General features: G+C 70.3%; 26 protein-coding genes, 1 tRNA gene and 1 pseudogene. 17 read left to right on the forward strand and 11 right to left on the reverse strand.

Annotated elements, in window-relative coordinates:
* A partial coding sequence (locus AB0I98_RS45140) for a triphosphoribosyl-dephospho-CoA synthase (protein ID WP_362951897.1) occupies positions 1 to 483 on the forward strand: 483 nt, incomplete at its 5' end.
* Between the two features lie 88 nt (positions 484 to 571).
* On the opposite strand, the gene AB0I98_RS45145 is transcribed toward AB0I98_RS45140, so the two are convergent.
* Positions 572 to 2,038: an aminopeptidase P family protein gene (locus AB0I98_RS45145; RefSeq protein WP_362951898.1), complete on the reverse strand. Its 1,467-nt coding sequence runs from the start codon at positions 2,036 to 2,038 to the stop codon at positions 572 to 574.
* 82 nt (positions 2,039 to 2,120) lie between these two features.
* Complete coding sequence (locus tag AB0I98_RS45150) at positions 2,121 to 3,641, reverse strand: PP2C family protein-serine/threonine phosphatase (protein WP_362951899.1); 1,521 nt, start codon at positions 3,639 to 3,641, stop codon at positions 2,121 to 2,123.
* A 491-nt stretch (positions 3,642 to 4,132) separates the two neighbouring features.
* On the opposite strand from AB0I98_RS45150, the gene AB0I98_RS45155 reads away from it, so the two are divergent.
* A complete protein-coding gene (locus AB0I98_RS45155; protein ID WP_362951900.1) occupies positions 4,133 to 4,798 on the forward strand; it encodes a bifunctional DNA primase/polymerase in 666 nt (221 codons plus the stop codon).
* 56 nt (positions 4,799 to 4,854) lie between these two features.
* Positions 4,855 to 5,388 carry a hypothetical protein gene (locus AB0I98_RS45160; RefSeq protein ID WP_362951901.1) on the forward strand — a complete coding sequence of 178 codons (534 nt, stop codon included), beginning with the start codon at positions 4,855 to 4,857 and terminating at the stop codon, positions 5,386 to 5,388.
* A gap of 267 nt (positions 5,389 to 5,655) precedes the next feature.
* Here AB0I98_RS45160 and AB0I98_RS45165 read toward each other — a convergent pair whose 3' ends face one another.
* The 3 genes from AB0I98_RS45165 to AB0I98_RS45175 form a co-directional block, all read right to left on the reverse strand.
* Complete coding sequence (locus AB0I98_RS45165) at positions 5,656 to 6,621, reverse strand: DUF5926 family protein (protein ID WP_362951902.1); 966 nt, start codon at positions 6,619 to 6,621, stop codon at positions 5,656 to 5,658.
* A gap of 110 nt (positions 6,622 to 6,731) precedes the next feature.
* Positions 6,732 to 7,370: an ATP-binding protein gene (locus AB0I98_RS45170; protein WP_362951924.1), complete on the reverse strand. Its 639-nt coding sequence runs from the start codon at positions 7,368 to 7,370 to the stop codon at positions 6,732 to 6,734.
* 129 nt (positions 7,371 to 7,499) lie between these two features.
* The gene (locus tag AB0I98_RS45175; RefSeq protein ID WP_362951903.1) at positions 7,500 to 8,327 is read right to left on the reverse strand and encodes a glycerophosphodiester phosphodiesterase; all 828 of its coding nucleotides are present in this window, start codon (positions 8,325 to 8,327) and stop codon (positions 7,500 to 7,502) included.
* 294 nt (positions 8,328 to 8,621) lie between these two features.
* On the opposite strand from AB0I98_RS45175, the gene AB0I98_RS45180 reads away from it, so the two are divergent.
* Positions 8,622 to 10,100, forward strand: coding sequence for a trypsin-like peptidase domain-containing protein (locus tag AB0I98_RS45180; RefSeq protein WP_362951904.1), 1,479 nt, complete (start codon positions 8,622 to 8,624; stop codon positions 10,098 to 10,100).
* Positions 10,101 to 10,163: 63 nt separating this feature from the next.
* Positions 10,164 to 10,250, forward strand: a tRNA-Ser gene (locus AB0I98_RS45185).
* Between the two features lie 33 nt (positions 10,251 to 10,283).
* Here the strand turns inward: AB0I98_RS45185 and AB0I98_RS45190 are convergent.
* Positions 10,284 to 10,502, reverse strand: a pseudogene (locus AB0I98_RS45190) (UTRA domain-containing protein); the annotation flags it as partial.
* Positions 10,503 to 10,531: 29 nt separating this feature from the next.
* Positions 10,532 to 10,708: a hypothetical protein gene (locus AB0I98_RS45195; protein ID WP_362951905.1), complete on the reverse strand. Its 177-nt coding sequence runs from the start codon at positions 10,706 to 10,708 to the stop codon at positions 10,532 to 10,534.
* A gap of 271 nt (positions 10,709 to 10,979) precedes the next feature.
* Between AB0I98_RS45195 and AB0I98_RS45200 the strand changes: the two genes are divergently transcribed.
* The 4 genes from AB0I98_RS45200 (at position 10,980) to AB0I98_RS45215 (ending at position 12,725) form a co-directional block, all read left to right on the forward strand.
* Positions 10,980 to 11,417 (forward strand): hypothetical protein, encoded by a 438-nt coding sequence (locus AB0I98_RS45200; protein ID WP_362951906.1) that lies wholly within the window; start codon positions 10,980 to 10,982, stop codon positions 11,415 to 11,417.
* A gap of 326 nt (positions 11,418 to 11,743) precedes the next feature.
* Entirely contained in the window at positions 11,744 to 12,112 is a 369-nt protein-coding gene (locus AB0I98_RS45205; protein WP_362951907.1) for a hypothetical protein, read from the forward strand.
* 93 nt (positions 12,113 to 12,205) lie between these two features.
* Positions 12,206 to 12,379, forward strand: a complete 174-nt coding sequence (locus tag AB0I98_RS45210) for a hypothetical protein (protein ID WP_362951908.1) — start codon at positions 12,206 to 12,208, stop codon at positions 12,377 to 12,379.
* Positions 12,380 to 12,500: 121 nt separating this feature from the next.
* On the forward strand, positions 12,501 to 12,725 hold the full coding sequence (locus AB0I98_RS45215) for a hypothetical protein (RefSeq protein ID WP_362951909.1): 225 nt from the start codon (positions 12,501 to 12,503) through the stop codon (positions 12,723 to 12,725).
* 172 nt (positions 12,726 to 12,897) lie between these two features.
* Here the strand turns inward: AB0I98_RS45215 and AB0I98_RS45220 are convergent, their stop codons facing one another.
* The gene (locus AB0I98_RS45220; RefSeq protein ID WP_362951910.1) at positions 12,898 to 13,296 is read right to left on the reverse strand and encodes a nuclear transport factor 2 family protein; all 399 of its coding nucleotides are present in this window, start codon (positions 13,294 to 13,296) and stop codon (positions 12,898 to 12,900) included.
* Between the two features lie 93 nt (positions 13,297 to 13,389).
* Between AB0I98_RS45220 and AB0I98_RS45225 the strand changes: the two genes are divergently transcribed.
* Entirely contained in the window at positions 13,390 to 13,758 is a 369-nt protein-coding gene (locus tag AB0I98_RS45225; RefSeq protein WP_362951911.1) for a helix-turn-helix domain-containing protein, read from the forward strand.
* A 144-nt stretch (positions 13,759 to 13,902) separates the two neighbouring features.
* Here the strand turns inward: AB0I98_RS45225 and AB0I98_RS45230 are convergent, their stop codons facing one another.
* The 3 genes from AB0I98_RS45230 to AB0I98_RS45240 all read right to left on the reverse strand — a co-directional run bounded on the left by AB0I98_RS45230 (position 13,903) and on the right by AB0I98_RS45240 (position 16,666).
* The gene (locus AB0I98_RS45230) at positions 13,903 to 14,952 is read right to left on the reverse strand and encodes a CU044_5270 family protein (protein ID WP_362951912.1); all 1,050 of its coding nucleotides are present in this window, start codon (positions 14,950 to 14,952) and stop codon (positions 13,903 to 13,905) included.
* Complete coding sequence (locus tag AB0I98_RS45235) at positions 14,949 to 15,593, reverse strand: RNA polymerase sigma factor (RefSeq protein ID WP_362951913.1); 645 nt, start codon at positions 15,591 to 15,593, stop codon at positions 14,949 to 14,951. Before AB0I98_RS45235 ends, AB0I98_RS45230 begins: the two co-directional genes overlap by 4 nt.
* A gap of 206 nt (positions 15,594 to 15,799) precedes the next feature.
* On the reverse strand, positions 15,800 to 16,666 hold the full coding sequence (locus AB0I98_RS45240) for a bifunctional DNA primase/polymerase (RefSeq protein WP_362951914.1): 867 nt from the start codon (positions 16,664 to 16,666) through the stop codon (positions 15,800 to 15,802).
* Between the two features lie 366 nt (positions 16,667 to 17,032).
* Here AB0I98_RS45240 and AB0I98_RS45245 point away from each other — a divergent pair, with 366 nt between their 5' ends.
* The 7 genes from AB0I98_RS45245 (at position 17,033) to AB0I98_RS45275 (ending at position 23,262) form a co-directional block, all read left to right on the forward strand.
* Positions 17,033 to 17,356 (forward strand): hypothetical protein, encoded by a 324-nt coding sequence (locus tag AB0I98_RS45245; RefSeq protein WP_362951915.1) that lies wholly within the window; start codon positions 17,033 to 17,035, stop codon positions 17,354 to 17,356.
* 224 nt (positions 17,357 to 17,580) lie between these two features.
* A complete protein-coding gene (locus tag AB0I98_RS45250; protein WP_362951916.1) occupies positions 17,581 to 18,756 on the forward strand; it encodes an acyl-CoA dehydrogenase family protein in 1,176 nt (391 codons plus the stop codon).
* Between the two features lie 38 nt (positions 18,757 to 18,794).
* On the forward strand, positions 18,795 to 19,709 hold the full coding sequence (locus tag AB0I98_RS45255) for an OB-fold domain-containing protein (protein WP_362951917.1): 915 nt from the start codon (positions 18,795 to 18,797) through the stop codon (positions 19,707 to 19,709).
* Position 19,710: 1 nt separating this feature from the next.
* A complete protein-coding gene (locus AB0I98_RS45260; protein ID WP_362951918.1) occupies positions 19,711 to 20,886 on the forward strand; it encodes an acyl-CoA dehydrogenase family protein in 1,176 nt (391 codons plus the stop codon).
* Positions 20,874 to 21,299, forward strand: coding sequence for a MaoC/PaaZ C-terminal domain-containing protein (locus AB0I98_RS45265; RefSeq protein WP_362951919.1), 426 nt, complete (start codon positions 20,874 to 20,876; stop codon positions 21,297 to 21,299). The genes AB0I98_RS45260 and AB0I98_RS45265 overlap by 13 nt, the downstream gene beginning before the upstream one ends.
* Positions 21,296 to 22,459, forward strand: coding sequence for a lipid-transfer protein (locus tag AB0I98_RS45270; RefSeq protein WP_362951920.1), 1,164 nt, complete (start codon positions 21,296 to 21,298; stop codon positions 22,457 to 22,459). The genes AB0I98_RS45265 and AB0I98_RS45270 overlap by 4 nt, the downstream gene beginning before the upstream one ends.
* A 254-nt stretch (positions 22,460 to 22,713) precedes the next feature.
* Entirely contained in the window at positions 22,714 to 23,262 is a 549-nt protein-coding gene (locus tag AB0I98_RS45275; protein WP_362951921.1) for a SigE family RNA polymerase sigma factor, read from the forward strand.
* Positions 23,263 to 23,438: the final 176 nt, after the last annotated feature.

The raw sequence follows: 23,438 nt of genomic DNA on the forward strand, positions 1-23,438 counted from the left end.
GTGGCCGCGACCGCCAAGCGCATCGCCGCCCACCCCGACAAACGCGCCCCGCGCAGGCCCTCCCGGGGCTCCTCGGTGTCCGCCAAATACGGCGCCGCGGGCGCCCGCGGCGAGGCCCGCGCCGGATTCCCGCACGTACGGCGGGCGTTGGACGCGCTCGCCACGTCCCGCTCGGCCGGCGCCACGGAGGGCGAGTCCCAGCTCGACGCCCTGCTCACCGTGATGTCCACCCTCCAGGACACCGAACTGCTGTACACGGCGGGCCCACTGGGGCTGCGCCATGTCCAGGCGGGCGCCCGCGATGTCCTGGAGGCGGGCGGCACGGCGACGAAGGCGGGCCGCGCAGCCTTGACCGCCCTCGACACCGACCTGCACGCGCGCGCGTGGAGCCCGAGGGGGAGCGCGGGCCTGCTGGCGGGGGCGCTGTTCCTGGACGCGCTACCGGTTGTCCCTAGAGCAAACGCTGCCGAGAAAACGCCCTAGGGGGCACGTCCCTAGGGGCGCGGGGCTGTGTTGATATGCGGCTCCGCCGCGTGGGCGCGACAAGCCACAACGCACCCGCAGCCGAAACTCAACCCTTGAGCCGAGCCATCCACGCCTCGACCTCATCAGACCGGCGCGGCAACCCACCCGACAGATTCCGGTTCCCACTCTCCGTCACGAGAATGTCGTCCTCAATCCGCACACCAATCCCCCGGTACTCCTCCGGCACCGTCAGATCGTCGGCCTGGAAGTAAAGCCCCGGCTCAACAGTCAGACACATGCCTGGCGACAATGTGCCGTCGACATACGTCTCGGTCCGAGCCACCGCACAGTCATGGACATCCAGCCCGAGCATGTGCCCGGTGCCGTGCAGCGTCCACCGCCGCTGCAGCCCCAGCTCCAGCACCCGCTCCACGGGCCCTTCGACGAGCCCCCACTCGACCAGCTTCTCGGTCAGCACCCGCTGCGCGGCGTCATGGAAGTCCCGGTACTTCGCACCCGGCTTCACCGCCGCGATGCCGGCCTCCTGAGCCTCGTACACGGCGTCGTAGATCTTCTTCTGGATCTCGCTGAACCGCCCGTTGATCGGCAGCGTCCGCGTGACATCGGCGGTGTACAGGGTCTGCGTCTCGACGCCCGCGTCCAGCAGCAGCAGCTCACCGGAGCGCACGGGCCCGTCATTGCGCACCCAGTGCAGCGTGCAGGCGTGCGGCCCGGCCGCGCAGATGGAGCCGTAGCCGATGTCGTTGCCCTCGACGCGCGCGCGGAGGAAGAACGTGCCCTCGATGTAGCGCTCGGAGGTCGCCTCGGCCTTGTCGAGGACCTTCACCACGTCCTCGAAGCCGCGCACGGTCGAGTCGACGGCCTTCTGCAACTCGCCGATCTCGAACGCGTCCTTGACCAGCCGCGCCTCGGACAGGAAGACCCGCAGCTCCTCGTCCCGCTCGGCGGTGACCTTGTCGGTGAGCGCGGCCTCGATACGTGCTTCGTAGCCCCGTACGACCCGGACCGGACCCGTGGCCTCCGCCAGCGCGTCCGCCAGCTGGCGCACGTCCGCGGCCGGGATGCCGTACAGCTTCTCCGCCTCGCTCAGCGAGTGCCGGCGGCCGACCCACAGCTCGCCCTGGCCGGAGAGCCAGAACTCGCCGTTCTCGCGGTCGGAGCGGGGCAGGAGGTAGATCGTCGCCTTGTGACCGTCGCCGACCGGCTCCAGGACGAGCACACCGTCCTCGGTCTGGTTGCCGGTGAGATAGGCGTACTCCACCGACGCGCGGAAGGGGTACTCCGTGTCGTTCGAGCGGGTCTTCAGGTTGCCCGCGGGGATCACCAGCCGCTCGCCCGGGAAACGCGCCGACAGCGCGGCACGCCGCGCGGCGGTCTCGGCGGCCTGGGCGATCGGCTCCAGGTCGCGCAGCTCCGTGTCGGCCCAGCCGGACTTCATGTTCTCGGCCAGCTCGTCGGACACGCCCGGGTACAGGCCGTTCTTGCGCTTCTTGATCGGCTTCTCCGACTCAGTCTCCGGGGTCTCCGGGGTGAGCTCGTCGGCCACGGTCATCCTCCTAGATACGGCACTGGACCCCGTCCATCGTACGGTCGCGAGGAAGGGGGCCCAGGGCCGGAAGACCTGTTACCGGCTGCTACTCGAAGCGAGCGGCCAGTAGTACGACGTCCTCGGCCGAGTCCGCTTCGTCCCGCCCGTCCGGCAGTACGGTCCGCAGGATGTGGTCGGCGATCGCGTCCGGGTCCCGGCGCAGGCTCCGGGGTACGCCGGCCGCCGCGGCGTGCAGCCGGGCGAAGGCGCGGTCGGTGGGGTCGCCGGTGCGGTGCAGCAGCCCGTCGGTGTACAGCAGCACCGTCTCCCCGGCTTCCGCCTCCAGTTCCACGCTGGGCGCCTCCCAGCAGGCGAGCATCCCCAGCGGCGCGGACACGGACGTCTCCACGAACTCCGTACGCCGCTCACCGATCAGCAGCGGCGGGGTGTGTCCCGCGCCGGCCAGCGTGATCTTGCGCAGCGCCGGCTCGCAGTAGGCGAACAGGGCGGTGGCGGACCGGGCGGGTTCGGTCAGCCTCAGGAGCAGCTCCAGGTCGGACAGGACGGCGACCGGGTCCTCGCCCTCCATCACGGCGTACGCCCGCAGGGACGCCCGCAGCCGGCCCATCGCGGCGACGGCGCTGGGGCCGGAGCCGGTCACGGAGCCCACGGCCAGGCCGAGCGCGGCGTCCGGCAGCGGCAGCGCGTCGTACCAGTCGCCGCCCCCGCGCGGGCCGGTGCGGTGCCGGACGGCGAGCTGCATGCCGGCCACCCGCGGCAGGCGTGAGGGGAGCAGTTCTTCGGCCATCGTCGCCATGCACGCGCGCGTGCGCTCGACTTCCAGCAGCCGGGCCAGGTGCTCGGTGGCGTGGCGGACGTACAGACCGACGAGGTGGCGCTGTCGTTCGACCGGCTCGGCGGGCTCGTCGTAGAGCCATACGGCGGCTCCGAGGCGGCCGGCGGCGGGCGTGGACAGGGGGAGCGTGTAGCTGGCGGCGTAGCCGAGGCGCGCGGCGACCTCGCGGTGCCGGGGGTCGAGGCCGTCCTCGGCGAACAGATCGGGCTGGACGATGCCGTCCTCGGCGCCGGGCAGGCCGTCGAGGATCCGGCCGAAGGGCATCGCACCGCGCGGCACGGTCTCGATGTGGCCGAGATCGGCTCGCGCCAGGCCGAGGCCGATGGTCGTGTCCGGTCCCAGCCCGTCGCCGGGTTCCAGCGCGACGAGACCGCGCCGGGCGCCCACGAGGGCGGCTCCGGCGCGCAGCACTTCCTGGAGGGCGTCCGCCAGTGCGGCTGTGCGGACCAGACGTTCGGTGAGTTCGTGGAGAGTCGTGAGGTCAGAGACCCAGCCGGCCAGGCGGTCCTGGAGCAGTGCGCCGGGCGCGTTCGGGGCGGGGACGGCTGGGCCGGCTGCGTTTTCGGAGGCCGCGGGCGCGGGCGCGACAGTGTGTGCGGGCGAGGGAACCGTTGAATCGATTCCAGCCACTTTCGGAGCGTGAGGGGCGTTCATGGTGTCCGGCTTTCCGACCGGTGCGTATTGCTCGATAGCATCGCAAACCCCCATGTCATTCTGCGCCGCTAGCAGTGTCTCCACATGTACACGCACTCGTGAGGGGATGTCCAGCATTGTCCTGCTGGGATTCCTGGTGTCCGTGGGATTTCAGTAGACCTCTTGCGTAAAAGCGAAGTTGGCTCAAAACTGCCTCGGGTAACAGCCTATTGCGGTCGACTGGCCTTGCTCCACGGAGCGTCACAGCGGTCGTGATGGGTACGTACTCGGTGAAGGCCAGGGGTGGTTGGGAATCACCCGGAACCTGGCGACGGACCCGGGCGTCTTAGCCACCGACGACCGTGCCCCATCCTCCCGTGGCGGAGGCGAAGAGAAACCAGCGCGACAGCAAAACGCCAGACTTCGCCACCCCACGCCACGCCCGTGCTTTTGATAGACGCAGTATGGACGAGGCTGCCGCGGAAGCTGCAACGCTCGGCCCATAGGGGTTCCCCATGCCTGAGGCTGGGGTGTGATGCGCCAATAGGTACGCACAGTGAAGTGATCGACACATGGTGTGATGTGTTCCACGGTGTTGCCAGCGGTGCAACGGAAAGGAACGAGCGCTCATGCGCGAGATCCTCGGAAGGCGACGCAGGCTCCTGTCCCAGCGCAGTGACGGGGGGCCTGACATGATCAGCGCGGCCCTGACCTTCGCGACGGAATGGCAGTGGCCCGTACTCCCGGGCGTGGCGGCGGACCCTCAGGGCCGCTCCCGCTGCGCCTGCCCGGACCCGGACTGCACGGTTCCCGGCGCACACCCCTTCGACCCCGGCCTCCTCACGGCCACCACCGACGCCCGCATGGTGCGCTGGTGGTGGACCAACCGGCCCGCCGCGCCGATCGTCCTGGCCACCGGCGGCAAGGCTCCGTGTGCGGTGTCGCTGCCCGCCCTGCCGGCCGCCCGCGCGCTGGGCGCCCTCGACCGCATGGGCATGCGCCTCGGCCCGGTCGTGGCCTCGCCCACCCGGTGGGCGCTGCTTGTGAAGCCGTACTCCATGGAGCAGTTGGGCGAACTGCTGTACGCCCAGGACTTCGTCCCGGGCTCGCTCCGCTTCCACGGCGAGGGCGGCTATCTGGCGCTGCCGCCGTCCGAGACCGGCCAGGGGCAGACCCGCTGGGAGCGCGCGCCGCTGCCAGGCTCGGCCTCCCCGTGGGTGCCCGACGTCGAGGCCGTGGTGGACGCCGTGGTCGAGGCCCTCACTCGTACGGGTGTGAGCGCGCCCGAGTTGTAGGGGTGTCGGGCGCACACCGGACCGAGCGCCCCAATCCGGTCGATATCGTCCCCTTCATGAATATTCGCCTGATCGCCCTCGCGGGCGTGGTGGCATGCGCGATCGCGCTGCCACTGGCTGTTGCGTCCGCGGGGCCCGTGGGCGACCAGGACCCCGAGGCCGTACGACCGTCCCGTCAGCCGGACGCCAAAGCGCCCTCCCCCGAACCCGTCGACGCCCCCGGGCTGCTCGGCCTGGGCCTGGCCACCGCCGCCCGCTGCGGCCCCGAACTCACCTCGCCCGACGGCATCGAGGCGCAGACCTGTGTGATGACCCAGGGTGAGGACACCTGGGCGCGCACCTACTACCGCAATGCGAGCGGGGAGGCGCTGGACTCGGTGCTGAGCCTCATGGGGCCCGGTGGCCGCACCATGCAGATGCGGTGCCCGATCGGTGCCGACGACGAGCCGGCCACCTGTGAGACGCCGCGGGAGCGGACACGGGGCGACTTGGCTGCCTACACGGCGGTCGCGGAGTTCGCGTCCCGGGCCGGGGAGGAGCCGCTGCTGTTGCGGTCGGGGAGCAACTCCGGGGCGCCTGCGGGCGGTTGACGCGCGACGGGTCTTCTCCTTCGCGCGCCTCTGCGCACTCTCGGCGAGGCGGCCGCATGGAAAGACCCGGTTGCTGGCGACGGGGGATGCACCAGCAACCGGGCTATTGGAACGGTAACAAGAGATCGGCTGTTCGCAAATTCGATCTCTCGTTTTGCTCGGCTATTCGGACACCGACTCGCCTGCCGGAACGGGGAGTTGTGGACGGAGCCGGCCGTTCCGGCAAGGCTCGCTCCGGCTGACCGACCGGTCAGCCGGAGCTGCGTGTCAGCTGAGCGTGACCTGCCGGTTGGTGAGGCCGCCGCGCGCGCGGCGCTCGTCGGGGGTGAGCGGAGCGTCCGTGGCCAGCGCGGTGGCGAGGCGCTCGGCGAACTCGGCGGCCGGCTTCTCGATGTCCTGCGCGGTGACCTCGCTCGGCAGGTCCCAGACCGGGACGGTGAGCCCGTGAGCACGGAAGGAGCCCACCAACCGGGTGCCCTCCCCGAGGCTCGACCTCCCGGCCGCGTGCAGCCGCGCGAGAGCGTCCAGAAGCTGCTCCTCCGGATGCGGCATGACCCACCGCAGATGGTTCTTGTCCGGCGTCTCGCACCAGTACGCGGCATCCACGCCGGTCAGCTTCACGGTCGGGATGGCCGCCGCGTTGGCCCGCTCCAGGGAGGCGGCCACCTCCGGAGCGGCGTTGTCCGCGTCCGAGACCCAGAACTCGAAGCCCGAGTGCACGACTGGCTCGAACGGACCTTCCGGGGCGAGCAGATCCTGCAGCCGCGGACCCTCGCTGGGCGCCCGGCGCCCCTGCACGGGCGTGCCCGGCTCGGCGGTGAGGGCGTGCTGGAGGGTGTCGGCGAGGTCGCGGCTGATGTCGCCGGACGCCGTGTCGTTCTGCAGGCCGAGCAGGACCGAGCCGTCGTCGCGGCGCAGGGCAGGCCAGGCCATCGGCAGGACCGTGGCCAGCGTGACCGACGGAACGTCCTCGGGCAGACCGTCCTTGAGCGTCAGCTCCACGGTCGCGGCCGGGACCAGCTCACGCAGCGCCACCCAGTCGCACTCGCCCGGCAGGCCCTCGAACGGGCGCTGCACCAGCTCGGTCACCGCGTGCGCGGCGGCCCGGCCGTGGCACGCCTTGTAGCGGCGGCCGCTGCCGCAGGGGCAGGGTTCACGGGCACCGACGACCGGGATCTCAGCGTCTGTGAGCTGCGGCCGCGGGGCCTTCGTCTGGGGTCGCTTCTTGGCCATCGTGGTGTCTCCCGGTTACGGCTCGTGTCGTACGGCGGGAGCCTAGCCGTTCACACCACGGCCGACGGGAACCCTGTGGACAACGTGGCCGACCCGGTGCGACGGGGGCTTCAGTCCAGATCGTCGAAGGCGTGTCCGAAGTCCAGGTCAGCCATCGCGGACACCCTCGGAGCGGCGACACGCGTAGCGAAGTCGTCGCGTCGGCGACCGGCATCGGGATCGTGCACGTCGTCGTGGACCACGACCCACACCGTGACCTCGCCGCAGGCGTCGTCCCGGACGCCCCAGTCGTCGGCCAGTGCGGTGATGATGTTCAGCCCGCGGCCGCCGTGTGCGGTGACCGAAGGCGTGGCCGGAGCCGGGCGGGTGGGCCCACCACCGTCCGTCACCTCGACCGTGAGTCTGCCGCGTCGGTCCACGCGCCACGCGGCCCGGACGTCGCCGTCCCCGGCCAGGGCGTCACCCAGCGGCCGACCATGTTTGCACGCGTTGCTCAAGAGTTCGGAAAGAATCAATACGGCATCGTCGATGACCGATTCCGCCACACCACCCGTGCGCAGCTGAGCGCGCATACGGTGTCTCGCTTTCCCCACGCCCGCAGGGCCATGGGGTACGGCCATGCTCGACGACGTGGGCACCTCCTGTGCCACCACCAACGCCACCCCCGAGACCTCCTTTGCCCCACGCCACGGTGTGGATGCCCCATTGGCCTGAACCGGAAACCGGCCAGAGAACGTTCGCTGACGCATTCGCAACGATCGAATACGGATCGAACGCGCCGGTGCACTCCCTGTAACCATGTGGCTGGATTTCGCCGGTGTGGCCGAGATCGGAGGATGCTGTAAGCGGGCTGCGGGGGTCAAGCTTGGTTTCATGGTTCACCGACCGAGTCGGCGCAGCACCTCGCCGGGCCGGTTGGTGATGATGGCGTCGATGCCCAGGTCGACGCAGAGATCGACGTCCTGCGGCTCGTTCACGGTCCAGACGTGCACCTGGTGGCCGGCTCGCTTCAGGCGCTCGATGTAGGCCGGATGGTTGCGCACGATCCGGATCGAGGGGCCCGCGATCCGGACACCCGCGGGCAGCCGTCCGTCGCGCAGCCGAGGCGAGACGAACTGCATCAGATAGACCGTCGGCAAGGTCGGCGAGGCGGCTCGTACGCGGTGCAGCGAGCGGGCCGAGAAGCTCATGATCCGCACCTGGGACTCCGCCGGTGTGGCGGGCGCGTCCAGCCCGAAGCGCTTCAGGAGCAGCAGCAGCCGCTCCTCGACCTGGCCCGCCCAGCGGGTGGGGTGCTTGGTCTCGACGGCCAGCTCGATCCGGCGGCCGGTGTCGGCGATGAGTTCGAGCAGTCGCTCCAGGGTCAGGACGGAGGTGTCCTCCGGGTCCTCGGGCAAGTGCTCCCAGTCGGGCTCCTCGTCCCGCATCCGCAAGGAGTCCCGGTGCTTCCAGGAGCCGAAGTCCAGGGCCGCCAGCTCGGCGAGCTCCAGCGCGGAGACCGCTCCTCGGCCGTTGGAGGTGCGGTTGACGCGGCGGTCGTGGACACAGACGAGATGGCCGTCGGCGGTCAGCCGTACATCGCACTCGAGGGCGTCCGCGCCGTCCTCGATCGCCTTCTTGTATGCGGCCAGGGTGTGCTCGGGAGCCTCTTCGGAGGCCCCGCGGTGGGCGACGACTTGAATCCGGTGCTGCCGTGCAGGGGTCACCGCGTCATGGTGCCACCGCGAGGGGGTAGGCGTGACGGCGATACCCCTGCGTCGGGCACGCGCGCGTGGCGGGCGGGAGCTTCGAGATGCGCCCATCCTGCCTGAAAGGTCCTATATAAAGGATGGTCGCGCACCCACAGCAACCGCTTATGGTGCTCTGACGGCCCGTGGGAAAAGCTGTCAGCAGACAAAAGAAGCACATGCACAGCTGAATCGCGCCGGACCGACGACAAGCGTGAGCGCGTGTGACCGAGTGCGACCGAGAAGAACAGCCGTGGATCGAGGAGAAAAGCTGTGAGCACCGAGAACGAGGGCACTGCGGTACCCCCGGCCCCGTCCGCACCTCCCGTGCCGGTGGAATCTCCCGCAGCTTCCACGCGGCCGGCCGCGCCGACGGCTCCCATACCGGCGGTGCCCGCGGACACCCCGGACCATGCACCGGCCCGCACCACGCCCGCCTACGCGTCGGCCGGGTCTCCGGGCCCTCACACTCCCCAGGGCGGTTCCGCCCCGGACGCCTCCTGGCCGCCCCCGCCGCCGGCCACTCCGTCGTACGGGGACACAGGCGCCGCGGGAGCCGGTTCGTACGCCGACGGGGGCTCTGGAGGCGCGGGCTCCGGCTGGGGCGCCGGCTTCCCGCCGCCCGCTCCCAAGCCCCGTAACAGGCGCGGTGGTCTGGTCGCCGCGATCCTCGTGGCCGCGCTGGCCGCGGGCGGCCTGGGCGGCGGCCTCGGCTACACCCTGGCCAGGAACAACGACAGTGGCGACTCCACGACCGTCTCCGCCTCCGACAGCGGCGGCTCCGTCAAGCGCGACGCGGGCACCATCGCGGGCGTGGCGGACACGGCCCTGCCGAGCACGGTCACCATCCAGGCCGAGTCCTCCAGCGGCGAGGGCGGCACCGGCACCGGCTTCGTCTTCGACAAAGAGGGCCACATCGTCACCAACAACCACGTGGTGGCCGAGGCGGTCGACGGCGGCAAGCTGACGGCCACCTTCCCGGACGGCAAGAAGTACGACGCCCAGGTCGTCGGCCATGCGGCGGGCTACGACGTCGCGGTCATCAAGCTCGAGAACGCCCCGTCGAACCTGAAGCCCCTGACACTGGGCGACTCCGACAAGGTGGCCGTCGGCGACTCCACCATCGCCATCGGCGCCCCCTTCGGCCTGTCCAACACGGTGACGACGGGCATCATCAGCGCCAAGAACCGCCCCGTGGCCTCCAGCGACGGTACCGGCAGCAACGCGTCCTACATGAGCGCCCTGCAGACTGACGCCTCGATCAACCCGGGCAACTCCGGCGGCCCGCTGCTGGACGCCCAGGGCAACGTGATCGGCATCAACTCCGCGATCCAGTCCACCAGCAACGGCGGCCTGGGCGGCACCGGCCAGGCCGGCTCGATAGGGCTGGGCTTCGCCATCCCGATCAACCAGGCCAAGTACGTCGCCCAGCAGCTGATCAAGACCGGCAAGCCGATCTACGCGAAGATCGGCGCGTCCGTCTCCACGGAGGACACCACGGACGGCGCGAAGATCACCGAGGGCGTCAATGGCGCCGACGGCGTCGAGTCCGGCGGCCCCGCCGCAGAGGCCGGCCTCAAGCCCGGCGACGTCATCACCAAGCTCGACGACAGGGTGATCGACTCCGGCCCCACCCTCATCGGCGAGATCTGGACCCACCAGCCCGGCGACAAGGTCAAGATCACCTACGAACGCGATGGCCAGACCCGCACCGTGGACCTCACCCTCGGCTCCCGCGTCGGAGACAACTGACCCGCACGCCCACCTGCCAACCCGTTACTCTTGTTCCCGCGCCGCCGATCACCGGCAGCGCGGGGTGGGTTGCCCGAGCGGCCTAAGGGAACGGTCTTGAAAACCGTCGTGGCAGCGATGTCACCGTGGGTTCAAATCCCACACCCACCGCACGATGAGCAGTGAGAACGGCCCCTGACCAGGTCATATGGTCGGGGGCCGTGGTGCTGGGCGGTGCCTGCTCGTCGCCGTGTTGGCTGGCTGACGGCTGATCGGAATCTCGTAGACGATCTCGCAGCGAGCAGCGGGCACCACGATGTCCGCCGTCTCCACGGGGCGCCCCTGGTCGCTGTAGTAGGTCCGGCGGATGTGCGTGACCAGAGCGGCCTTCTGGATGCCGAGAAGCGATGCTTCCTCAGCGGTACCGCCGTTCATTGATCGCTTATCGACGGTCAGGTGGCCCTGGTGTCGTCCACCCGTTCGCCCTCCGCTTGAGACGGCTCGGTCCTGGGGACGTCCGGGTGCTGCTCCATGGCCGCGCTCTCAGCCGGTTCGTCACGCTCGCCCTCGGCCTGGGAGGGCGTGTGAGAGTACAGCCAGCGGTCGTAATCCGAGGCTCCGGTCTTCATGGCGGGCCTCCCTTGCTCGCTCGACTCCCATGTTCCTCCCTCGACCGCAGCCAGGGCGAGAGCGCGGTGCAGGGGAGGCACGAGTGTGTTCGCCCAAGGTCCAATGGGGGTTGCCGCTTTGCTCAGCGATGGTTGGCCGGCCTGGCCTTGGAATCGCCGCCTCGACTGACTGGCCGCCCGCCGCAGTGGGGGAGCCCGTCGGGAGGGGTCCCGGCTGTCGGCGGCTACGTTCCGGACCGGACGGACTGGGGCAGACCGAGGAGGGGCATCGGTGAGGCTGTTTCGGAAGAAGGCCAGCGGCAGGTACGAGATCGGGATCCTCTTCGACATCGGGGCGCTGGGAACGTTGTACGGACAAGAGGCGTATCACATCCTCTTCAGCAGTCTGGACCCGCAGCGCATGACGGGCTGTTCCTTCCACGACGGCGACACCGAGGCAACCCTCTACGGCGGGGCCAATCTCTACTGCATCGCCGTCCGAGCCCGCGCCCCACAGCCCATCCACTACGTCCGCGACATCCTGAGCACCCGCACAGACGCGGGGTTGCCGACGCCGGACCAGCGGTTCCTCGAAGGCGACGTCACCGGCCGGGAGCCGCTCGTCCATGCCGGTGACGTCGACCGGGCGGGGCGCCTGGTCGCCCATGCGAACGGGCCGATTCGTGTGCGACTGGCCGAGGGAACGGCCTGGACGGTGGTCACCAAGTGAACGCTCCCCGCCCTTGGACTACGGACGGCCGGAGCGGTGTCCGGACGGCCTCGACGATCAGAGAAAGGTGAGGACCTGTGATCTTCGGAAGGCGCTGGCGCGGACGCGGGAGGCAGGGCGGGCCCCGGCGCCAGGAAGTACAGCCTGCTCCGGTCTCTCCGCCCTGCCCGTCGTGCGGCAGGCCTTCACGCGGCGCCGACCCGGCCTTGCTTTGCCCAGGATGCGGAGCCGCCTCAGAGATTTACCCCAAGGCCATCGCCGTCCAGACGCTGCGGGAGGGGGACCAGGCCCGGGCGTGCGACGCGTGCGAGCAGGTCACGCTCGTCATGGAACCGAGGATGGTCTGCCCGGACTGCAGGCGACCGCACTCTGACGTCAACGACCGGATGCGCGAGCGGTTCGACCGGTTCGGCCCCGGCGACCCCGCTGACGCACCCTGCGTCGGCTGTGGCTACTACACAACCCGCCCGAATCCGCCCTCCCCGCCCCTCGACCTCCTCATCGACTGCCAGGGCTGCGGCGATGAGATCGCGGTACCCGAGGCGGACTTTCCCGTGGGGAAGGGCATGCACCTGCGGTGCGGCGGCTGCAAGACCGTCACGGAGATCCCGAACACCATCTGGTGCCCGAAATGCGGGCAGCACCTTCGCCGGACGGGCATCCCTGACCTCATCCGCGAAGCGAACCGCCGCTGACACTGACATCCGCGCCGCGGCCAACTATCGCTGAACGTCACAGGTCCCCCTCCTCGATGGACTCATAAATCGAACACATGCTTGAATTCGTGCATGCGACCGTTTCCCGCCGACCTCGCCCGGACTCAGCAGGAGTGGAGCGCCATCTACCGGCAGCTTGCGGAGCAGCCCGGCCGTACTGAGTTGCGCCGGCGGCAACGGCGGCCAAGCGCCGCGGAGTGGTGGGAACTGCGTGACCTGGGACGGCCGGACGGGGACGTGTGCTGAGTGGCTCCATCACCGGATCTACCTGCGGCTTCAACATGACGTGCGCTGCCGTCCGGACACTGAGGGTGCTCAAATGACGCGCTGGAATGTAGGGCCGTACATCCCGGATGATCCTGAAGCCATGTCCGGCCCGATTCGCGTGATCGTGCATCCACCTTCGCCCACCGGTGGCCGGCAGGTGCGCGTGCACGGTGAGATCCTCGGCCTTGCCCACAATGTGGCCGACGTCGCCGAGTTCCTCCGCCGAGCCGGCCTGGAGATCGACCCCGCCGAGGTCGCGGGGGTGCCGTGGATCGACTGGCGCGGAGTGGGGCCGGAACGCTGGGGCTCGGAGACAAAGGGCTGACGCCCTTCCCAGTCGAGGAGACGGAAACTGAGACGGCCACGGCCGAGGTACTCGTACCGATGATGTAGAGGCTGACTGGTCTCGTTTGCGGCCGTCAGGCTTCGGCCTCCGTACAGCACCAGCCACTCCTGCGTTGGGCGGCTGCAACGGCTCTGTCAGGGCCGCCCGGTGTTCAGCCGGCACCCCAGAAGGCGTCCTCGGCCTGCTGGTCGGCGGAGAACAGCCACACTTCCGCGATCTTGTCGCCTTCGACCCTCAGCACGTCGACCCCGTCCATCGACATCTCATTGCCGGCGCGCTTGGCCGAGAAGTGGATGGGGATCGCAACCAGCGCGCCGTTGACCATGGGGTCGCCGGTCAGCTGGAGTTCGAAGGTTCCCTCAGTGGCGGTCATCTGGGTGGCCAGCATCTCGCCTACCGCGGCCCCGCCGCTGTGGGTACCGGAGACCGCGTTGTCGCCGGGCTGGTGCCACATGATGCCCTCGGCGAACAGGCCCGCAATCGCGGCGAAGTCCTTGGCGGACACGGCCTCGACGTAGCGGCGGGCGACAGTGAGCGTGTTGGACTCCATGGTTCTCTCCTTCGTCGGGTTCTTGCTGCTGGAGCCCTATACTCACCATCCGTAACCAGTCACCTCAACGTAACCAATGGACCGGTGTGACGCATGCCACAGCACCCGGATTTCGACCTGATGACGGCGACCTGCCCTTCCCGCACGTCGCTGGCCCGCATCGCCAACAAGTGGACCGCCATGGTTGTCATCGCCCTCAGCGGCGGCAGGATGCGCTTCCGCGACCTGCGTACCACCGTCGACGGCATCAGCGCCAAGGTCCTCACTGACACCCTGCGGGACCTGGAACGTGACGGCATCGTCACCCGCCACGTCTACGCCGAGGTGCCGCCGAGGGTCGAGTACGAGTTGACCGCGCTGGGACGCACACTGCACATGCCCCTGGAAGCACTGGGCCGCTGGGCTGAGGAGCACATCGAAGAGGTTCTCGCGGCGCGTGAGGAGTACGACACTCGTCGCTGACCTCTCAACGAAAGGACCGGAGGAGAACGCCGGCCCCGGGCAGGCCAGTAGCGGTTGCTAGCTGGCGCTCCACTCCGTCGCCGTCTCGAAGGGGTGCCCCTCATAGGAGGGGCACCCCTTCGGTGTGTACCGGGAGCGTGCGGGTCAGCTGGCGGTCGTGGTGGGGTGCGTGTCGACGACCGTGCGGCGCATGACGGCGCCGGTGCCGATCAGGGTCTCGGCTTTGGTGCCCTTCTCCTTGTCCTTGGTCATGTACGAACGCGAGCCGATGTAGGTGAGCTTCTGCTTGTCGAAGATCCACTCGTCGCGCACCGCGGAGGCCGGGTCCTCGCGGGTGATGCCGATGCCGTGACGCCCGGCGGTGTCGACGACGTCGGGGATGACGGTCACGCCGGGAATCCTCGCGGTCGCCTTGTAGAACGCGGCGGCATTCTCCGGCGGCATGATCGTTTCGTTCAGCAGATCGCCGATCTTGCCGAAGACGGCCTGCTCCTTCGACTCGTCGTCGCCCACCTGGGTCTGGGCATAGAGCAGTTCGAGCAGGGCGTCGGGGTCGGTGGGCAGCGATGCCAGCCACTTGTACGTGGGGCGGTCGATGCCCACCGGGTAGGCGCTGGGAGACTCGATGGGAATGGTCTGACCGGGCATGATGGCGTCCTTCCCGGAGTCGCGGAGCCACCCGGTGATCTTGACCGGGTCGGGGTCCTGCGAGAACCAGGCCTCCCGCTTGTGCACGGCACCGAGCCGCACGGGCCCTCCGAAGGTGCCCTTGTTCGCGCGGACCAGGCTCTCGACGTACACGAACTGGCCGTCCTTCACCGGCGTCGCGTCGGTGGCCATGGACGCGGCGGCGATGCGGTCGAGTGTGACGGACGCGTTGTTCGGCCGGGCCTCCGCGGTCTTGGTCCCCGCTGCCGGCGCGGAACCGTCTCCGCCCCCGGAGAGTGTGACGACCAGTGCGCCGGCCAGTGCCATCGCCGCAACGGGCAACAGCACGGCCGTACGCGGGAATCGGCGGCGCGGTGCCGGGGGCGACTGGGTGGAAGGGGAGCTGTCGCGGTCGATCCGCTGCATCAGAACGTCCTTGTAGTGGAGGTGTCTGCTCGGCGGGAGGTCCCATTCGGCCGGTGCCGACAGCAACTCCTCGGCCTCGCTCCGGGCGGAGCCGGTGCTCGGCAGCTTGTCAGCGTTCATGGCGTTTCCTCCTGCAGAAACATGGCCGCGAATGCGGCCTCACCCTCTACCTCTCCGCGACGGTCGGGCAGTTCCGCCCCGTGATCGGGTGGGCCGGAACTCAGCTTGGCAAGCCGCGCGCGGGCGCGGGACAGCCGTGAACGCACGGTGCCGACCGGGACGCCGAGTGCCTGGGCGGCCTGCTGATAGTCCAGCCCGGAGGCCACGCACAGGGCGAGCACCTCCCGGTCCTGGCGGCGCAGTTGGCTCAGCGCGCGATGGACCACCGCGAGACGGCGCGCGTCGTCGATCCGGCCGGCCGTCTCGTCCGCGAAGTCCTCGACGGGCGTCGGGGCCGGGCTACGGGCCAGGAAGGCGAGTCGACGGCGCAGACCACGGTTGGCGTTGCGGGCCTTGTGCGTGGCGATCCCGAGCAGCCACGGTTTGAGCGATCCGCCCTCCGGGTCCACGGTCTCCCGGGTACGCCAAGCGGCGAGGAAGGTCTCCGACATCGCCTCCTCGGCCTCCGACCAGTCACCGGTCAGCCGCAGGGCATGGTTGTACACCGCGCGCGCGTGCTGGTCGTACAGCTCGGCGAAGGCCTCACGGTCCCCGGCCCGTATGCGCGTACGTACTGACTCTCCTCGTTCCGTTTCCCTCACACTCGCTAACTCTCCGCGGGCCAATGGGGGTTCCAGTGGCCTGCGCCACACAGCGGTCCAGCCGGGGCCGTTCGGCGCACGACCTCCACGCACGACCTCCACGCACGGCCGACGCTGCCGCAGCAAGGCGCCGACACTGCCTCAGCGCAAGCGCATCCCAGTGTCCCCTTCCGCCGGGGCGCACCGTTGCGCGCCCCGGCGCACCCTCACGGCTGATGCCCCGTCATGCGCGCCGCCGACGCGATCGTGGCGCGGGCCTCGCGTTCGGTGAGGCCGGTGTTGAGGGCTGCCTCGACGAACGGTTCGACGAGGTCGGGGCCGATGCCGTCCTCGTAGGCGCGGCAAGCCGCCCAGAACAGGCGGGTGTTGCGCTGTCCCTCGTGGGCCGCGAGGACGAACTGGACGAGGCCCTGGCCGTGTCCGCCGGCCGACGGGGGTGTGGGGTGGTGGGTGCGGGGCGGTGGGAGCAGCAGGCGCAGGAGGGCGGGCGGGCAGGCCGCGGGGGCGAGGTGAGCGGTGCCGGGGGCGGTGCTGTAGACGCCGTACTCGGTGCGGGACCCGGGGCCGACGAGGTAGCCGCCGGCGCCCCGGATGTCGATGCCCGGTGCCAGGCGGCCCGCGGAGTTGGGGACGACGACGTCCGGCGGGCCGCTGAGCCACAGGTGGCGGCCGCCGCTGGGGGTCAGGACGACGACGGTGGCGGGGATGGTGAACAGATGCCGCAGAGCCAGTTCGCGCAGGGCCGCCGAGGAGTCGGTGCCCGACTTGGTGTCCAGGTCGATGCCGATCAGGTGGTGTGGGGGGAGGCCGCAGGCGATGCCGTAGCCGGTCGCCCAGGGTGCGGCGGAGAACAGTTCGCGGATGCGCGCCGGGTCGGTCGAGGCGTCGTACACCCCATGTCCGAAGCGGCCGCATTCGCCGTGGCAGGGGGGTGCGGTGGGGTCGTCGCGGTGGGGGGAGCGCAGGGCCGGGAGTTTCGTCCGGGACAGGGGGATGACGGCCAGGCCGCGCTCCGCGGCTGACAGGGCGTGTGCGAGGGCCAGCATCGTGGCCTGCCGGTCGGTGGTGGCCATGCCTCCATGCTCGTACAGGTGTTCGAAAAAAGGAAGAGCGGTCGAGCGCGACTCGCCGCAGTCGGCAGGTTGGCCGGAAACGCGCCGGAACGCTTCACCCCTTGTGGCGCTTGGGGTGAAGGTGTCCGGCCTGCCCTGGCCTGGGGCTGAAGGCAACCAAAGGGGTTTATCGACTTGTCATCACGCTTCAGGGCGAATAGGGGCTTCCGGGGTGGTTTGCCGGGGATTCGGTGGGCAACTCTGATCTCGCGACGTCGTGCACAGCACCGAGGCGGATGGCCAACTGCCTTGGTTCAAGCCGTACTTCACGTACCACGCGCACTTACGGCCCGACGGCCGGTGTGCACCTTGTTCTGGAGGAACAACATGGCAAGCATCCGTACCGCCCGCGTCATCGCCGCCGTTTCCGCCCTTCCGCTCGCCGCGGCCCTCTTCGCCGGCGTCGCGACGGCGGACACCGGCGCCCTCGCGGACGACGGATCGAACGCGACCGCCACCAAGGCCTCCGCCGGCATCATCGGCAGCGGCGTCGGCGACGACAACAACGGCAACTCGTCCACCACACAGCAGCAGGCGGTGGGGGACGGCGCCTCGAACCAGAGCAACACCGCCCAGGTCGACGGATCCGCCTTCACGGCCATCAACCAGGGCAACGAGAACGTCGCCGTCGGCTTCACGCCCCTCTGGTGAGACCGGGAGGGCCGGCCCTCGGGCGCCGGCCCTGAACTCCCTTGTGGGGTGTGCTCTGTGGGGTGGTCACACGTCCGCGCGGCGGTGCTTCGGCACCGCCGCGCAGGCGTTTTCCGCACGAGACAGGCGCCTTTCCGGGTGCGGGCGACGACCTTGACAGGGCACGGTATCTGACGGACAGTCAGAAACCCTCAGCCCGTACGACGCCCCGGAGGGCCGTCATCGTGCACCTCGCCCCCACCGAGCGCCAGCGGCGGCTGCGCGCCGAGCTGCGTACGTACTTCCGGGCCCTCATGCCGGACGGGCCGCCCCCGGCTGAGGAGCACGCGCGCGTGCGGGCACTGCGACGTCGTATCGGCGCGGACGGCTGGCTGGGGCTCGGGTGGCCCGTCGAGTACGGCGGTCAGGGCCGGGGCGCGGACGAGCAGTTCGTCTTCTTCGACGAGGCGTACCGGGCGGGCGCACCCGTCTCGATGGTCACCCTGAACACGGTCGGGCCGACGCTGATGAAGTACGGCAGCGAGGAGCAGAAGGCCGCCTTCCTGCCCGGCATCCTGCGAGGGGAACTCGTCTTCGCGATCGGCTACAGCGAGCCGTCGGCCGGGACCGACCTGGCGTCGCTGCGGACCCGGGCGGTACGGGACGGCGCGGGCGACTGGCTCGTCGACGGGCAGAAGATCTTCACCTCCGGCGCCCAGCACGCCGACTGGATCTGGCTGGCCTGCCGCACCGACACCGACGCCTCCAAACACCGTGGCATCTCGATCCTCCTCGTCCCCACCGACGCCCCCGGCTTCTCCTGGACGCCGATCGAGACGGTCGGCGGGCAGACCACGACGGCCACGTACTACGACGCCGTCCGCGTCCCGGCCGGCAACCTCGTCGGCGCGGAGAACGAGGGCTGGACGCTCATCACCAACCAGCTCAACCATGAACGGGTCGCCCTCGCCGCGCTCGGTATGCAGGCCGAGGACTTCTACACGGCCGCGCTGAACGCCGTACGCACCCCCGATCCGGTGACCGGAAGGCGCCGGGTTGACGAGCCGTGGGTGCGCTCGCGGCTGGCCGAGGCACACGCCCGGCTGGCGGCATCGCGCCTGCTCAGCTGGCGTCTGGTGGGGGATGTGGGGGCGGGCCGCCTTGCGCCCGGCGACGCGAGCGGGGTGAAAGTCGCGGGAACCGAATCGGCGGTGGCGGTGTACCGAATATGTCAGCACGCGATCGGGACGGACGGGCTGGCAGGGCTGGTTCGTTCGGGGTCGCCGGGGGCGTTCGGGGACGGCGAGCTGGAGCGGCTGAACAGGGCGGCGCAGATCAACACGTTCGGGGGCGGGGTGAGCGAGGTGCAGCGGGAGATCGTCGCGACGATGCGGCTCGGGATGACGAGGGGGCGGCGGTGAGCGGACAAGGGACGGGGGTGACCGGACAGGGGACGGAGGTGAGCGAGGTGCATGACGAGCTGGGAGCGCGGCTGAAGGCGTTCGAGGGGCGGGCGACCGCCGTCGCGCGCGGGGGCAAGGATCCGGTCAACGAACCGATGATCCGGCACTGGTGCGAGGCGCTGGGCGACACCAACTCGGCGTATTCGGGACCGGACGCCATCGCCCCGCCCACCATGCTCCAGGCATGGACCATGGGCGGCCTCTCCGGGTATACGGGACGCTCCCAGGCGTACGACGACCTGCTCACCCTCCTCGACGAGGCGGGCTGCACCTCGGTCGTCGCCACCGACTGCGAGCAGGAGTATCTGCGCCCCCTGCGGCCCGGCGACGAGATCACCTTCGACGCGGTGATCGAGTCGGTGTCGGACCGCAAGACGACCAAGCTGGGCACGGGGTATTTCGTCACGACCCGCATGGACGTCCGGGTGGGACCGGACCTGGTCGGCACCCACCGCTTCCGCATCCTCAAATACGCCCCCGCGCGGAAGACGCCGAAAGCCCCCCGCCCCCGGCCGGTGATCAACCGCGACAACGCCGGCTTCTGGGAAGGAGTGGACCGGCATCAGCTCCTCATCCAGCGCTGCACCGGCTGCACGACCCTGCGTTTCCCCTGGCTGCCGGGGTGCAACGCATGCGGCGGCCTGGACTGGGACACGGTGGAGGCAAGCGGCGAGGGCACGGTCTATTCGTACGTCGTGATGCACCACCCGCCGTTCCCGGCCCTCGATCCTCCGTATGCCGTCGGCCTGATCGAGCTGGCGGAAGGCGTGCGGATGATCAGCAACGTGGTGGGGGTGCCCTACGACAAGGTCCGCATCGGCCTGCCGGTACGGCTCGAATTCCAGCGGCACGAGGACCCGGGCGGTGCCTTGGTCCTGCCGGTCTTCCGGGTCCACGAGGGCGAGGCCTGACATGGACTTCACGCCCACCGCGGAGCAGACCGCCGCCCAGGAACTGGCCGCGCGGATCTTCGGCGACCTCGCCACGCACGAACGGCTGACGGCCGCCGGCACAGTCAGCGACCCGGAGCTGTGGAAGGCCTTGTGCGCAGCCGGACTCATCGGCGCCGTCCAGGAGGTGGGCCTGCTGGGCCTCGTCCTCCTCCTGGAGGAGCAGGGCCGCACGACGGCCCAGGTGCCCTTCGCGGCCACCTGTGTGTACGGACTTCTGGCGGTGTCGGCCCACGGCTCGGCGGAGCAGCGCGAGCGGTTGCTGCCAGGGATCATCGACGGCTCGGTGGTGGTCAGCGGGGCATTTCCGGCACAGGGAGGGGTACGGGCGACTGCGGGCGGCGAGTTGACCGGCACGGTCCCCGTCGTGCCCTGGTTGCGGGACGCCACGCATGTCCTGGTGGCCGACGCGGACCGGAAGCTGTGGCTGGTGCCGAACGTCGGCCACGTGGAGTGGCAGCCGGTCGAACTCACGGCGCCCTGGGCGGCGGGGCGACTCGTGCTGGAGGGAACCGAAGCCGAACGGCTCGGCGGGCCTGGTGCCGAACGGCTTGGCGGGCCTGGTGCCGACCGGCTCAGCGGGCCCGGTGCCGACCGGCTCAGCGACGTTGGCGGCGAACAGATCGGCGGCGTTGGCTCCGTACACCCCGCCGACCCCACCGGCCCCGACGCCTACGCCGACGTCCTCGCCACCGCCCGCACCGCCTTCGCCGGTCTCCAGGCCGGTGTCTGCGCCGGTTCCCTCGCGCGGGCCGTGGAGCACACGAACAGCCGGGAGCAGTTCGGGCGACCGCTCGCCACCAAACAGGCCGTCCAACTCCGGGCAGCGGACGCGTATATGGACACGGAGGCGATAAGGGTGACGGCGTACGAGGCGGCCTGGCGGCGCGACACCGGGCTGCCTTACGCCTCGCACGCGCTGGCCGCCGCCTGGTGGGCGTCCGAGGCGGGCAGCCGGGTCGTCCACGCGGGCCAGCATTTGCACGGCGGCGCGGGAGCCGACCTGGACCATCCGGTGCACCGGCACTTCCTGTGGGGCCGGCAGCTGGACGCATATCTGGGATGCGGCGACGAATTGCTGCAGGAACTGGGCGATTTGATCAAGGAAGGGGAGGAGGGCGAGGCATGGGATCGGTGAGGACCGGCAACCGACTGCCGACGGTCGGCGACCGACTGCCGCCGCTGGAGATCGAGATCACCCGCACGCTCATCGTGGCCGGAGCGATCGCCTCCCGGGACTACCAGGACGTGCACCACGACGCGGAACTGGCCCGCCAGAAGGGCTCCCCCGACATCTTCATGAACATCCTGACCACCAACGGCCTGGTGGGCCGCTACATCACGGACCACTTCGGCCCGACGGCCGTCCTGCGCAAGGTGGCCATCAGGCTGGGCGCACCCAACTACCCGGGGGACACGATGGTGTTGACGGGGACGGTGGACGAGCTCGATGGCGAGACCGCGACGGTTCGGGTCGTGGGGGACAACGGCATCGGCAGACATGTGACCGGCACGGTGACGGTCACCGTACCGACGGGGGGTGCGCGATGAGCACCCGAACCCCGGACGCCCTCGGTGGGCGGGCCGCGATCGTCGGGATCGGCGCCACCGAGTTCTCCAAGGACTCGGGCCGCAGTGAGCTCCGGCTGGCGGTGGAGGCGGTGCGGGCGGCGCTGGACGACGCGGGGCTGACACCGGGGGACGTGGACGGGATGGTCACGTTCACCATGGACACCAGCCCGGAGATCACGGTGGCCCAGGCCTGCGGGATGGGCGAGCTGTCCTTCTTCTCCCGGGTGCACTACGGCGGCGGGGCGGCCTGCGCGACCGTCCAGCAGGCGGCGCTCGCCATCGCCGCGGGCGTGGCCGAGGTGGTGGTGTGCTACCGCGCGTTCAACGAGCGGTCGGGCCGGAGATTCGGCTCGGGTGTGCAGCACCGAGAGCCGTCGGCGGAGGGCGCGGCCCTGGGCTGGTCCCTGCCGTTCGGGCTGCTCACCCCGGCCTCCTGGGTGGCGATGGCGGCTCAGCGGTATCTGCACACCTACGGGCTGACCCCGGAGGTGTTCGGGCATGTGGCCGTCGTGGACCGCAAGTATGCGGCCACCAATCCGGCGGCGTACTTCCACGGCAGACCGATCACGCTCGCCGACCACGCGGCCTCGCGCTGGATCGCCGAACCGCTCAGGCTGCTGGACTGCTGCCAGGAGACGGACGGCGGTCAGGCCATCGTCGTCACGTCCGTGGAGCGGGCTCGCGACCTGCCGAACCCCCCGGCTGTCGTCGCAGCCGCCGCCCAGGGGGCGGGGCGGGCCCAGGAGCAGATGACCAGCTTCTACCGGGACGACCTGACCGGCCTGCCGGAGATGGGCGTGGTGGCCCGCCGGCTGTGGCGCAGCTCCGGGCTCACCCCGGCCGACATCGATGTGGGGATCCTGTACGACCACTTCACACCGTTCGTGCTGATGCAGTTGGAGGAGTTCGGGTTCTGCGGAAAGGGTGAGGCCGCTGAGTTCATGGCGGAGGAGCGGCTGCCGGTCAATACGCACGGGGGACAGTTGGGGGAGGCGTATCTGCACGGGATGAACGGGATCGCGGAGGGGGTACGGCAACTGCGGGGCACATCCGTCAACCAGATACCGGGGACCGGCCGGGTCCTGGTGACCGCGGGGACAGGTGTGCCGACGTCGGGGCTGGTCCTGGAGGGAGCGTGAGGCAGGCGCCGTGGGGGAACCCGGGTCGGGGCTGCCGCACGGGGAGCGGCGCCGGGGGCCGCCGCCGTGCCGGCCGCACAGGCATGGGGCCCGGCACCGTGGTCGTAGCCCCCAGGGGTAAACCCGCAGTAGGTGTCCTCCTCCGGTCCACCTTCAGGAGGTGCAGTCAGCACCACCCCTACAACCTGAGGGGGAGTGCGCTTCGGGACCTGCGGCCGATCCGCTGGAGAGGGGGTCGCTCATAGCGTGGAGCCATGACCACAACCGTCTGCACCAGCGCTTCCCAAGCCGCGACGCGGTCGCTGACGTACCCGTCGTTCTCGTCGTACGTCAAGGCCCGCCAGCCGGTGCTGCTGCGTACCGCCCGGTCGCTCACCGCGAACCCGAGCGACGCGGAGGATCTGCTGCAGACGGCGCTGACCAAGACGTATGTCGCCTGGGAGCGGATCGAGGACCACCGCGCGCTCGACGGCTATGTGCGCCGGGCGCTGCTGAACACCCGGACATCGCAGTGGCGCAAGCGCAAGGTGGACGAGTTCGCCTGCGACGAGCTGCCGGAGCCCGAGCCGGTCTCCGGCGGGGACGACCCGGCCGAACAGCAGGCGCTGCACGACGCGATGTGGCGGGCGATCTCCAAGCTGCCCGCACGGCAGCGCGCGATGGTAGTCCTCCGGTACTACGAGGACCTCAGCGAGGTCCAGACGGCCGAGGTGCTCGGCGTCTCGGTGGGCACGGTCAAGTCGGCGGTGTCCCGCGCCCTCGGCAAGCTGCGCGAGGATCCGGAGCTGTTGCTGGTCCGCTAAGCGCTCCGCTGGAAGCCCGGTGCGTCGACTGCGGGTCCGTCGTGGCTGGTCGCGCCCACGCGGCGGAGCCGCACATCGATACAGCCCCGCCACGGTGGACGCAACGTGACGTGACCGACGTGATCGATCGCCCGCGCCTAGTGACATACCAAGCGGTATGTGAGCAGAATCAGCGC

Source organism: Streptomyces sp. NPDC050211 (assembly GCF_040656035.1).
In the GTDB taxonomy this organism is placed as follows: Bacteria; Actinomycetota; Actinomycetes; order Streptomycetales; family Streptomycetaceae; genus Streptomyces.